The organism is Corynebacterium sp., from assembly GCF_030538285.1.
In the GTDB taxonomy this organism is placed as follows: Bacteria; Actinomycetota; Actinomycetes; order Mycobacteriales; family Mycobacteriaceae; genus Corynebacterium.
Genome location: NZ_JAUNUG010000027.1, coordinates 1 through 11,709, shown reverse-complemented (window position 1 = coordinate 11,709; position 11,709 = coordinate 1). Strand labels below are relative to the sequence as shown.

The following is an 11,709-nucleotide window of genomic DNA, read 5'->3' as shown; positions in this document are numbered from 1 at the left end:
CTGCTTGGCTGGAACCATGTTCCGGCGCCTGCGTGGTTTCGCAGCCGGGGTGGCGGCGATCCCGACGGCCTCGCGGACATGCTCGTCCGTGCCCCGGCAGATGGGGGAGACGATCACCGCCCTGCAGGTCGCCACCGAGCAGTGCGCGACACCGTGGTCGAGGACAGCCCCCAGCCCTCCTTCCGGCTAGGCGCCATCCACGGCACCTCCGAAACTTAAGGATTTGGATTCCCACCAGCCGATATGGTTGAATGTCCGGGTTGACTGCGCTGGTCGGTGACGCGTGCATTTTCCGGGCGCGACGCCGAGACCCTTCGACACCTCGCAGGTGTTCGTCGATAAGCAAAGACAACAGCAAGTACATGAGACCAGGTGCGTACAGGCCGGAAATCTGACGCACATCAATCCAGGTCAAGGAGACCCATCGTGATCCAGCAGGAATCGCGTCTCAAGGTCGCCGACAACACCGGTGCACGTGAAATTCTGTGCATCCGCGTGCTCGGCGGTTCCGGTCGACGCTTTGCTGGCATTGGCGACGTCATCGTCGCCACTGTCAAGGAGGCCACCCCGGGTGGCAACGTGAAGGCCGGCGAAGTCGTCAAGGCCGTCATCGTTCGCGCCAAGAAGGAGACCCGTCGCACCGACGGCTCCTACATCCGCTTCGATGAGAACGCTGCCGTCCTCATCAAGCCCGACAACGAGCCCCGTGGTACCCGTATCTTCGGCCCTGTCGCCCGCGAGCTGCGCGACAAGAAGTTCATGAAGATCGTGTCCCTGGCACCGGAGGTGATCTAGTTGAAGATTCACAAGGGCGATATGGTCCTCGTCATCTCTGGCCCCGATAAGGGTGCCAAGGGCAAGGTCATCCAGGCTTTCCCGAAGACCGATAAGGTCCTCGTCGAGGGCGTCAACCGCATCAAGAAGCACGTCGCTGACTCCTCTCAGGAGCGCGGCGCACAGTCCGGCGGCATCGTGACCCAGGAGGCACCGATCCACGTCTCCAACGTGATGGTCCTCGATTCCGACGGCAACCCGACCCGCGTCGGCTACCGCTTCGACGAGAACGGCAAGAAGGTCCGTGTCTCGCGTCGTAACGGGAAGGACATCTAGGCATGAGCGAGAACTACACCCCCCGTCTGAAGACCCGCTACCGTGAGGAGATCCGCACCAAGCTTGGTGAGGAGTTCTCCTACGACAACGTCATGCAGATCCCGGGCGTCGAGAAGGTCGTCGTCAACATGGGCGTCGGCGAGGCTGCCCGTGACTCCAAGCTGATCAACGGAGCCCTCGAGGATCTCACCCTGATCACCGGCCAGAAGCCGCAGCTGCGTCGCGCGAAGACCTCCATCGCGAACTTCAAGCTGCGTGAGGGCATGCCGATCGGTGCCCGCGTCACCCTGCGTGGCGACCGCATGTGGGAGTTCCTCGACCGTCTGCTGACCGTCGCTCTCCCGCGTATCCGCGACTTCCGCGGCCTGTCTGACCAGCAGTTCGACGGCCACGGCAACTACACCTTCGGCCTCACTGAGCAGACCATGTTCTACGAGATCGACGTCGACAAGGTCGACCGCCCGCGTGGTATGGACATCACTGTCGTGACCTCCGCCACCAACAACGACGAGGGTCGTGCTCTGCTCCGCGAGCTCGGCTTCCCGTTCAAGAAGTAGCCTTTAGCTGCTTATCGACGCCCCCTTTCTCCTCCGGGAGAAGGGGGCATTCGGCGTCCCAGCCTGATGTCAGGAGGTCAGGGCTCGACGACGAGGTCCGCGTAGTCCGGATTCTTTGCGACGAAGGACGCCACCGCCGGGCACGTCACCATCGCCTTGAAGCCCCGCGCGCGGATGTCGTCGAGGGCGTGACGGGCGAGTACACCGACCAGGCCCTGTCCGGCATGGGACTCGGCGATCGAGGTGTGCTCGAGGTCGATGGCCCCGGTGAAGGGGATGTAGCTGAGGTAGCCGACCTCCGCGCCGTCGACGCTGAGGACGTAGCGGTTACGGGAGGTGTCGTTGTGGATGTCGTGGCTCATGATTCCGAGAGTAGCTCCCCGGAGTAGAGATTGAAGCGCTGCCCACGGGTGAAGCCGGTGAGCGCCATGCCGGATTCGCGGGCGAGTTCCACGGCCAGCGAGCTGGCGGCGGAGACCGCCACCAGCGCCCCGAAGCCGGCGGTGACGGCCTTCTGCACCAGTTCAAAAGAGGCGCGCGAGCTCATGACGAGGATGAGATCGTCCGCGGGCAGGCGTTCTGCGAGCAACAGATGCCCGATGACCTTGTCGGCGGCGTTGTGGCGGCCGATATCCTCCCGCACGACGATCAACTCCCCGTCCCGGGTGAAAGCACCCGCAGCGTGGATGCCGCCGGTGCGGCGGAACTGCTTCTGCTCGGCGCGCATGCGATCCGGCAGGGACAGGATGAGCGCTGGATCGAGGGGGAAGGTGCGCAGGGGGTGCTCGCCGCGGCGTAGGATCTGGTAGATCGAGCTGGTCCCGCACACCCCGCACGCAGATGAGGTCGGGGTGAGGCGCAGCAGCTCGGGGCCCGGGGCGGCGACGCCGGAGGTGAGGTCAACGTCGAGGACGTTGTAGGTGTTCATCCCGTCCGGTCCGGTGGCGCCCGCGCAGTAGCGGGCGGTGGACACATCGGCGGCCGCGGAGATGACGCCCTCGCCGTAGAGGAAACCGTGGAGCAGCTCGATGTCGTGTCCGGGGGTGCGCATCGTGGTGGTCAGCGTCGGCCCGCCGACGCGGATCTCCAGGGGTTCCTCGACGGTGACGGTGTCGGCGCGAGTGTCAGTGTGCACACCGGTGTCCTCCACGCTGACGCGGGTGACAGCGAAATCGCGACTCAGCCGGCCCATTACTGATCCTCCCTGAGCAGCGTGGTCAGCTGTGCGATCCGGTCCCGGACCTCGGTGGGTGTGTCACCGCTGGCCCGTCCGGCGGACAGTCCGACGAGGAAGGCCGTCACCGGGGCCGCCGGGCGGGAGGGCCCGTGTGCGACATCGCGGGTGAGGTCTAGGATGTCACCGATGAGCTCGCGGGTGATCTCCGGGTCGATGCCCAGTTCGCTGGCGGCGGCGTGCAGCCACGCGTGGGCGGAGGAGAGAGGATCATGTTCGGGCGCTGTCATACCTGACCAGTGTAGGAGGCATGGCCGCGGTGCATCGCCAGCAGCAGGCCGACCACAGTGACGGCGATGAGGAAAGGCAGCATCCGGAATACCAGGTTGTAGTCGCCTGTCAGGTCTTTCACCCAGCCCCACAGAGGCGTACCGACGGCGGTGCCGACTGAAAAGGCGGTGGCTCCCACACCCCAGATCGCGGGGTAATCGCGGGCGCCGAAGGCGACCGAGCCAGCCAGCGGCGGGACGACCGTGCCGTTGGCGGTGCCGGCGGCGATGGCGATCATGCACAGCACAAGGACCCACACCGTGGTGGTGCCCGGCAGGATGAAGAAGGCGCCGGCGCACAGGCCGAGGGTGATGATCATGGCCCAGCGGAGGCCGAGGGCGTCGATGAGCACCCCGAGGACCACCTTCCAGAACACCAGCCCCAGGGTGATGATCATCATGAGCGGACCGATCCACGCGGCCAGGCCGATGAGATCCAGGTGGACGGACAGGGACTGAACCACCGCGATGACGATGCCCAGCAGCACGATCGTGAGATAGAAGAGGTAGAACCACGGGCTACGCAACGCCTGGGCGAAGGTCATGCCCGGTTCGGAGGTGGGGGTGTCTTGCTGCGGGGGAAGGCCGCCGTGGGGCAGAAGCCCGATATCGGAGGGCCGGTTCCTGATGAGCAGAAGGGTCGGCAGGATGGTGAAGGAAGCCATGACGGCCGCCAGGGTGACAAAACCGGTGCGCCAGCCTTCGCCCTCACCGATGATGAGCGGAATGAACAGGCTCATGATCGCGCCACCGACGCCGGTGCCGGCCAGGACAATGCCCATCACCATGCCGCGGCGGGCGACGAACCACGTGTTGACCAGGACGACCGGCACGAACATGCAGCCCAGGCCCACGCCGAAGCCCAGGACCGTGCCAGAGACGTAGAAGTGCCACAGGGCCCCGGAGAACGCGAGGCCCACCAAGCCGAGAGCGGAGATCACACCGCCGAGGAGCAGTAGTCGGCGGGCACCCCACGGCGCGATGAGACGGCCGGACAGAGGCATGGCTAGCGCCGTCGCGGCCGCGAGGAGGCTGTAGTAGACCTGGAAGGAGCCGGTGTCGAAACCCAGGTCGCGGGTGACAAACGGGGTGAAGATACTGAGGACGGAGAGGGGGATGGCATTGGCGACCATCACCAGGAACGCACCCACGGCGACGAAAATGTGGGTTCTGGCGGATCCACTGTCAGGGGTGGACATGGGACATCAGTTCTTTCTCAGATGAATCATCGTCTGCGTGTCGTTCCTCCCACGGAAGGGGCGCAGAAAATGGGGGATGAAGGTGGAGCGCAGGCGGCGGAATCGGGAGAGCACCTCCGCCATCTCGGAGGTGATGTACTGACCGAACATCACGCCGATGGCCAGGGACATGGCAGTGGACAGCGCCTCCAGCAGCAGCTGGAAACCGTCGTTGACATCAACACCCCCCGACAACAGGCCGCGGTAGATGAGCAGACCCGGGAACATGAGGATGATGGCGATGCTCGCCAGGTTGGCGGCGGGAATACGCATGAGCCCGCCGAAAATGGGGGAGACGACGCCGGCGAACAGGGCGGCGATGCCGGAGGCCCACACGGCGTCAAAACCCAGGGCGGAGAAGAAGTAGAAGGTCAGCCACGTGCCACAGGTCAGCGCAGCGGCGGCGGGCATGGCGGTGACCCGCAATCCGGCGACGATGCAGAAGGCACAGGCTGTCAGTGCTGCCGCGATGAGCATGACCCAGAGCGGATGGGGAGCGATGGTGACGTCGCTGCTGACGGTGAGGTCGACGTCGAAAAGAGCGAGAATCCGCATGCCCAACTGGATGCCCACGATAAGGCCGACGGTGTTGACGAACGCCTCGATGAGCCTGCCCGCGCCGGTGAGGTACCAGCCGGTGAGCAGGTCCTGGACCGCGCCGGTGGATGTCATCCCGGCCAGCATGATCATGATGACCGCGACCACCACCTGGGAGCCGTCGGCGGTGGGATGAATCGTGACGACGGCCGCGGCGGAGAGCGCAGCAGTGAAGCCCGCAATGATCTGCAGGAAAAATGCCGGCCACCGGCGGGAACCGAGAATGGTGAACACCCAGTGCACGATCATATTCGCCGCGAACGCCACCGCGGCGGCGAACCAGCCGGCGCCGAAGATGATCGCCACCAGGGCACCGGCCACACCACAGATGAGGCGGATGATCCAGGTGCCATAGCGGGGTGCGGCGTTGTCCAGTGCATGGATCCGGGTCAGCGCCTCGTCGAGGGGAAGGGCGCGGGTGCCCAGGTAGTCGTCGAGAAGCCGGGCGAGTTCCGTGTAGGAACCGAAGTTGAAGTCGCGGCCCGGGATCGCCTCGATCCACACGTGTGGTTTGCCGTAGACGTCACGGTAGGTGATGACGATCTGGTTGTAGGTGACATCCGCCGTCACGCCCTGCAGGCCCTCCCGCTCAGTGATGGCCAGGATGGCGCGGACGACCTCGGAGGCGGCGGCGGTGTTGGCCAGCATGAGCCGACCCATCGTCGCCGCGAAGTGCAGTGACTTACCGAGGTTCTCGGTGGCGTGGGTCATCGGGGTCTCCACGTCAGCGTGGAATCGCGCACCACCAGTTCGGGGTGCATGATCTCGGTGCGCGGCGGGGACTGCGGTTCGACGATACGGTGGCGCAGGACGTCAAGCGCGGTGAGTCCGATCTGGTCGGCGCGGGTGTTCACGGTGGTCAACGGAACACCGAGCTCGCGGGCGAGAGGAATGTCATCGAAACCGGCGACGGCGATATCCTCACCCGGTGCCACCCCGGCCCGGCGCAGGGAGGCATAGACCCCGACGGCGTAGGCGTCGTTGAAGCACACGATCGCATCCGGCGGGCCCCCGTCCATCGCCAGGGCCTGGTCGGTCAGGGTCGATCCGGTGGTGAACTCGTAGCTCAGCTTTTCTTCGGGAATGTGGATGAGCTCGCTGTCCGCTACGGCTGCCAGAGATTCCCGCAGCCCCTCCAGACGGGCGGTGACGTTGAGTCGCTCGGCGAAGCCGCCGAGGAAGGCCACCCGGCGCACGCCGATGCCCGCGAGATGGGAGCCGAGCTGCTGGCCGGCCACGCGATCGTCGATAAGCACGGAGTCGTGCTGCGGAGCGGAAGCATGAATGAGCATGGTCACCGGGATGCCGAGGGAGCGGGTGAGCGCATCGAGCTGCTCGTCGCTGTACTCGCTCGAGGACATGAACAGTAGGCCGGAGATGCCTTGGCCGGCGAGTTTGGTGGCCATGGTGTGCTCACGGCGTGCACCGCCGAGGCTGAACGCGGTGACCACCATGTCCTCGGAGTCCGCCAGGCTGCGTTCGATCGACATGATGACCTCGGCGAAGTAGGGGTTTCTGGGGTTGGTCACCAATAGGCCGAAGGTGGGGGTGGTGCCGCCGCGCAGGTTGCCGGCCAGGCGGTTGTAGACGTAGCCGAGCTCGGACATGGACGCGCGGACCCGGGCGGCGGTGTCGTCGGGGATCTGGGAACTCCCGCGGACCACGAGGGACACGGTGGCGGTGGACACGCCGGCGTGCTGCGCGACGTCCTTCATGGTGGGGCGGGTGCGTTTCATGAGAGTGCTTTCGCGGTCAGGGATGGCCGGTGTGGGTTCAAGCCTAGTGGAAGGTTCTACTAAAACGATACTTCCAGCGGAATTGACGCTTTATGTGAATCTTATCACATTCCCGGCCCGGGCTACTAGAACCTTCTAATAAAACGTTATAGTGATGTCAGATCCTCAAGACGTGCATATCTCCCCCCCCCCGAAAGGACCCTCCCCCATGTCTGCACCGGTTGTCCCCACCAACGACATCATCGCCTGGCGCCGTCATTTCCACCAGAACCCCGAGCTCTCCTTCCAGGAGTACAACACCTCCGCCTTCGTGGCTGAGAAGCTCCAGGAGTTCGGTATCGAGGTCCAGCGCCCCACCGAAACCTCCGTCCTCGGCATCCTCAAGGGTGGCAAGGGGGAGGGCAAGGTCGTCGCCCTCCGCGCCGACATGGACGCCCTTCCCCTCAACGACGAGACCGGTGAGGAGTTCGCCTCCGTCATCAACGGCGTCTCCCACTCCTGTGGCCACGACGCCCACACCGCCATGCTGCTCGGCGCCGCCAAGACCCTCGCCGACATGCGCGAGGAGTTCGCCGGCACCGTGAAGTTCGTCTTCCAGCACGCCGAGGAGAAAAACCCCGGCGGCGCCATCGAAATGGTCGAGGCCGGTGTGGTCGATGACGTCGACGGCATCTTCGGCATCCACGTGATGAACCAGAAGCTGGGCACCCTGTCCGTGCACAAGGGTGCCGCCTCCACCATCGCCGGCGGCTTCTTCGCCACCATCCAGGGCCAGGGTTCCCACGGCTCCATGCCGCAGAACGGCATCGACCCGGTGCTCACCGGCGCCCAGGCTGTCGTGGCGCTGAACACCATCACCTCCCGCTCCGTCGCCCCGAAGAACATGAACATCGTCAACGTCGGACGCTTCGTCTCCGGCGACGCCCCGAACGTCATCCCGGACACCGCCTCCCTGGGTGTGTCCATCCGCTCCGACAACGACGACGACTACGCCGTCATGTCCCGCCGCGCCGAGGAGATCATCAACGGTGTCTGCTCCGCTCACGGAGCCACCGCCGAGTACCAGTGGGCTGACGCCTACCCCGTGGTCATCAACAACGACGAGCTCTGCGACATCGCCTTCGAGGCAGGGCAGAAGGTCATCGGCGACGACACCTTCTGGGGCCCCGGCACCTCCGCCTCCGAGGACTTCTCCTGGTTCGCCAAGAAGGTCCCGGGCTGCTTCCTCTTTCTGGGAGCAGGCACCGAGGAAAACGGCCTGCCGTACATGAACCACCACCCGAAGTTCAACATCAACGAGGACTGCCTTGAGATCGGCGCACAGGTCGAGGTCCAGGTCGCCCTTGACTTCCTCGCGAAGTAACCACCTCCGACCAACCCCCTTCAGATACTCAATTCAGGAGACACTGCAATGAAACTCGACGCCACTCAGAAGAAGGTGTTCCTCACCCTCTTCAGTATCGGCCTCATCGCCAACCTCGATAAGGGCATGATCGGCGCGATCAGCCCCTACCTCGCGGACGCGGAGTACATGGCCAACCTCGGCCTCCCCGCCCTGGACCGCGTCCAGATCGGTAACCTGACGTCCTTCTACTACGTCACATTCATCGTCATGACCTTTGTGGCGGGTTGGTTCGTCGACAAGTTCGGCTACAAGCTCTTCGTCCCGATCGCCCTGTCGCTGCTGGTCATCGGTGACCTTCTCTTCGGTGTCGCCGGCGTCATCGGCGGCGCTGCCTACGCGGTGATGATCCTCATCGCCCGCATGATCGTCGGCTTCGGTCAGGCCGGATACACCAACGGCACTCCGCCGATCATCGCCAAGAACTTCTCCCAGGAACAGCGCGGTGGTGTGCAGGGCAAGGTCGTCGCGACCGCCGGTATCGGCACCATCCTCGTCTACCTGATCTTCCAGCCCTTCATCATCTCCCAGGACTTCCGCATCGCCTACTGGATCCTCGCGGCACTCTTCGCGGTCTGCGTGGTCATGTTCATCACGCTGGTCCCGGGTTCGCCGAAGCAGGCCGCCGAGGCTGGGTCCGCTGAGGCTGCCGCTGCCGCCGCACCGAAGAAGGACGTCAAGATCACCGACGGTTGGAAGAACCGCAACGTCCTGGTCCTCGCCCTGACCCTGCTGCTCAACAACCTCGTCGGTGTCGGCCTGCTCACCTGGGCCAACATCATGTACGTCGAGACCTTCGCCCCGTCCGCCACTGAGCTGACGATCGTCATGGTCGGCTACGGCATCACCCTGCTCATCGCCACCTGGACCGCCGCGGACGTCATCAAGAAGTTCTTCGCCGGCAAGGAGAAGCAGTTCATGCTCCTCATGGCTGTCCTCGGCGCCATCTTCCTGGTCGGCACGGTCATGGTCCCGAACTTCCTCGACGGAGCCGCAGGCTTCTGGGGATCCGCCATCTGCCTGTGGCTGGCCAACATGGCCATCATGTGGGCCTTCGGTGTCATCCTCCTCCTGCCGTACCAGACCATCCCGATCCGCATCATCGGCTCCGCCTTCGCCGTGATCAACATCGGCGCCTTCGTCGGCGGCATCGTCCAGGGCTCCGGTATCGGCGCACTGGCTGAGGCCACCGGTGGCTACACGGTCCCGTTCATCGTTCTCGGTGCCCTGCTGCTGGTCTCCGGACTCGTGCCCTTCCTCCTGCAGAACAAGACCCCCGAGGAGCTGGCCGCCGGCTAAACCCCGTGACCTCCTGACACGTCGACCCTCCGGAATCACTCCGGGGGGTTGATGTGATTCAGCCAGGCGGAGGCCGCCACCACGATCGCCGCGACCCCGCTGTCCAGCGTCGGCTGCAGATCCGGGGCGAACGCCGGGTGGTGGTTGCCGGGGGCGGAGTCCGGGTCGATGAATCCACCCAGCCCCCAGTAGCAGTAGGGGACGCCGAGGGAGTCCGGGATGACGGAGAAGTCCTCTGAGGCGGACACCGGCTCCATGTCCACGGCGCGCTCGCCGAAGAATTCGTCGAAGGCGCCGCGCACCCGCGCCGTCGCGTCCGGGTCGTTGGAGGTCAGCGGGTAGGAGTCGTACCACTCGAACTCGGGTTCCTGTGGGCTCGCCGACGCCGCGCACTCCGCCCGCACTATCCGCTCGATCGCCGCGCGCAGCTGCTTCTCGACGCCCCCGTCGTACGCCCGAATGTTGAGCAGGAGTTCCGCGCGGTCGGCGATGACGTTCGACTTCACGCCGGCATGCACCGCCCCCACGGTCACCACCGCAGTCTCCCGTGGGCCGACCTCCCGGGCGACGATGGTCTGCAGGCGCATGACGATCGCCGCCGCCAACACCACCGGGTCCACGGACTTCTCCGGCATGGAACCGTGGGAACCACGCCCGTGGACCGTGACCTTCACCGAGCCGCCGGCGGAGAGCACCGGGCCCGCCACGGTGCCGACGTGCCCGCCCGGCACCGTCGCCAGCACGTGCTGGCCGAGGTAGACGTCCGGCCGGGGCATCTGCTCGGCGAGGCCATCGTCGAGCATCTGCCGCGCCCCGGAAGCGGTTTCTTCCGCCGGCTGGAACACACCCACGAACGTGCCGGACCACGCCTCACGATGCCGGTGCATAAAGTCAACAGCGCCGAGCAGGGAAGCAATATGGACATCGTGCCCGCAGGCATGGGACACCGGCCCGGTCGCCGCATACTCCTTCCCGGAGGCCTCCTCCACGGGGAGGGCATCTATGTCCGCGCGGGCCGCCACGACCGGCCCCTCCCCGTTATCCACCACCACCAGTACCCCGGTGCGACCGATACGGACGGGGTGGAGGCCGGCGTCGATAAGCACCTCCACGATGCGTTGCGACGTCACATGTTCCGCGCCCGACAACTCCGGATTCTGGTGCAACCACCGGTAGAGATCCTCCCGGGCACGGCGGGTGGCGTTTAAGTCTGCAGCCAGGAATTCATACATGACACCAGTCTAAAGAGGGATTTGGTTTCCCGGCCTGGGGAAGGTAATCTAGGCCGCTGGACTTGTGCTCCCCGCCAGGGAAGACGCAGGACCACCCAAGAATTGAACATCCAACTTTGTTGCAGGCCCCCCGCCACCTCATGGCGACCGGGTGAAAAGCGGCAGCGAGCGCCCCAGGCTATTGAGCCTGCGGGAGCGTCAAGTGGCCCGACGGAACACCCGGTACACGTCCCACGGTGGGTGTGGAACCGCAGCGAGAAAGGTAAACGGTCACAACACATGACCATGACTGACCCCATTGCCGACATGCTGTCGCGCGTGCGCAACGCAAACCACGCGCACCACGACACCGTGTCGATGCCGTCCTCGAAGATCAAGGCGAACATCGCCGAGATCCTCAAGCAGGAGGGCTACATCGCCAACTACACCGTCGAGGACGCCAAGGTCGGCAAGACCCTGAACCTCGAGCTGAAGTACGGCCCGTCCCGCGAGCGCTCCATCGCTGGTGTCCGCCGCGTCTCCAAGCCGGGTCTGCGCGTGTACGCGAAGTCCACCAACCTGCCGCAGGTCCTCGGCGGCCTGGGCGTGGCCATTATCTCCACGTCCCAGGGTCTGCTGACCGACCGCCAGGCTACCGAGAAGGGCGTGGGCGGAGAAGTTCTCGCCTACGTCTGGTAACAGGGAGGATTTGAAACATGTCGCGTATCGGTAAGAACCCGATCACCATCCCGTCCGGCGTCACCACCACGGTGAACGGCCAGAACATCGAGGTCAAGGGCCCCAAGGGCACTCTGACCCTCGACGTCCCGGCCCCGATCACCGTCGCCGTGGAGGACAACGAGATCGTTGTCTCCCGCCCGGACGATCACCGCCAGAACCGCGCACTCCACGGTCTGTCCCGCTCGCTCGTCAACAACCTCGTTGTCGGCGTCACCGAGGGCTACACCATCAAGATGGAGATCTTCGGCGTCGGTTACCGTGTCCAGGCCAAGGGCAAGAACCTCGAGTTCGCCCTCGGTTACTCCCACCCGATCC

Annotated in this window: 15 protein-coding genes; 8 read left to right on the top strand and 7 right to left on the bottom strand. The window is 65.1% G+C overall.

Features of this window, described 5'->3' with window-relative positions; genetic code table 11:
* Positions 1–4: 4 nt before the first annotated feature.
* The 4 genes from Q4G50_RS09710 (at position 5) to rplE (ending at position 1,667) form a co-directional block, all read left to right on the top strand.
* Positions 5–190, top strand: coding sequence for a hypothetical protein (locus Q4G50_RS09710; RefSeq protein WP_303377463.1), 186 nt, complete (start codon positions 5–7; stop codon positions 188–190).
* A gap of 236 nt (positions 191–426) precedes the next feature.
* Complete coding sequence (gene rplN / locus Q4G50_RS09705) at positions 427–795, top strand: 50S ribosomal protein L14 (RefSeq protein ID WP_303377462.1); 369 nt, start codon at positions 427–429, stop codon at positions 793–795.
* Positions 796–1,110, top strand: a complete 315-nt coding sequence (gene rplX / locus Q4G50_RS09700) for a 50S ribosomal protein L24 (protein WP_291339989.1) — start codon at positions 796–798, stop codon at positions 1,108–1,110.
* Positions 1,111–1,112: 2 nt separating this feature from the next.
* The gene (gene rplE, locus Q4G50_RS09695) at positions 1,113–1,667 is read left to right on the top strand and encodes a 50S ribosomal protein L5 (RefSeq protein ID WP_303377461.1); all 555 of its coding nucleotides are present in this window, start codon (positions 1,113–1,115) and stop codon (positions 1,665–1,667) included.
* 77 nt (positions 1,668–1,744) lie between these two features.
* Here the strand turns inward: rplE and Q4G50_RS09690 are convergent, their stop codons facing one another.
* Genes Q4G50_RS09690 through Q4G50_RS09665 form a run of 6 tightly spaced genes read right to left on the bottom strand, consistent with a single transcriptional unit; the run spans position 1,745 to position 6,741 of the window.
* Positions 1,745–2,029, bottom strand: coding sequence for a GNAT family N-acetyltransferase (locus Q4G50_RS09690; protein ID WP_303377460.1), 285 nt, complete (start codon positions 2,027–2,029; stop codon positions 1,745–1,747).
* Complete coding sequence (gene fdhD / locus Q4G50_RS09685; protein ID WP_303377459.1) at positions 2,026–2,859, bottom strand: formate dehydrogenase accessory sulfurtransferase FdhD; 834 nt, start codon at positions 2,857–2,859, stop codon at positions 2,026–2,028. The genes Q4G50_RS09690 and fdhD overlap by 4 nt, the downstream gene beginning before the upstream one ends.
* Positions 2,859–3,131: a DUF6457 domain-containing protein gene (locus Q4G50_RS09680; RefSeq protein WP_303377458.1), complete on the bottom strand. Its 273-nt coding sequence runs from the start codon at positions 3,129–3,131 to the stop codon at positions 2,859–2,861. The genes fdhD and Q4G50_RS09680 overlap by 1 nt, the downstream gene beginning before the upstream one ends.
* Complete coding sequence (locus Q4G50_RS09675; protein ID WP_303377457.1) at positions 3,128–4,369, bottom strand: MFS transporter; 1,242 nt, start codon at positions 4,367–4,369, stop codon at positions 3,128–3,130. Before Q4G50_RS09675 ends, Q4G50_RS09680 begins: the two co-directional genes overlap by 4 nt.
* Positions 4,370–4,375: 6 nt before the next feature.
* Complete coding sequence (locus Q4G50_RS09670; protein ID WP_303377456.1) at positions 4,376–5,716, bottom strand: threonine/serine exporter ThrE family protein; 1,341 nt, start codon at positions 5,714–5,716, stop codon at positions 4,376–4,378.
* Complete coding sequence (locus Q4G50_RS09665; protein ID WP_303377455.1) at positions 5,713–6,741, bottom strand: LacI family DNA-binding transcriptional regulator; 1,029 nt, start codon at positions 6,739–6,741, stop codon at positions 5,713–5,715. Before Q4G50_RS09665 ends, Q4G50_RS09670 begins: the two co-directional genes overlap by 4 nt.
* 208 nt (positions 6,742–6,949) lie before the next feature.
* On the opposite strand from Q4G50_RS09665, the gene Q4G50_RS09660 reads away from it, so the two are divergent.
* Both Q4G50_RS09660 and Q4G50_RS09655 read left to right on the top strand, forming a co-directional pair.
* Positions 6,950–8,104, top strand: a complete 1,155-nt coding sequence (locus tag Q4G50_RS09660) for a M20 family metallopeptidase (RefSeq protein ID WP_303377454.1) — start codon at positions 6,950–6,952, stop codon at positions 8,102–8,104.
* Positions 8,105–8,152: 48 nt separating this feature from the next.
* A complete protein-coding gene (locus tag Q4G50_RS09655) occupies positions 8,153–9,442 on the top strand; it encodes an MFS transporter (protein ID WP_303377453.1) in 1,290 nt (429 codons plus the stop codon).
* A gap of 35 nt (positions 9,443–9,477) precedes the next feature.
* Here Q4G50_RS09655 and Q4G50_RS09650 read toward each other — a convergent pair whose 3' ends face one another.
* The gene (locus Q4G50_RS09650) at positions 9,478–10,674 is read right to left on the bottom strand and encodes an amidohydrolase (protein ID WP_303377452.1); all 1,197 of its coding nucleotides are present in this window, start codon (positions 10,672–10,674) and stop codon (positions 9,478–9,480) included.
* 279 nt (positions 10,675–10,953) lie between these two features.
* Between Q4G50_RS09650 and rpsH the strand changes: the two genes are divergently transcribed.
* Together rpsH and rplF are read left to right on the top strand one after the other, a co-directional pair.
* On the top strand, positions 10,954–11,352 hold the full coding sequence (gene rpsH, locus Q4G50_RS09645; protein ID WP_085549432.1) for a 30S ribosomal protein S8: 399 nt from the start codon (positions 10,954–10,956) through the stop codon (positions 11,350–11,352).
* A gap of 17 nt (positions 11,353–11,369) precedes the next feature.
* Positions 11,370–11,709 (top strand): 50S ribosomal protein L6 (gene rplF, locus Q4G50_RS09640; RefSeq protein WP_303377451.1); only part of this gene is annotated, 340 nt, incomplete at its 3' end.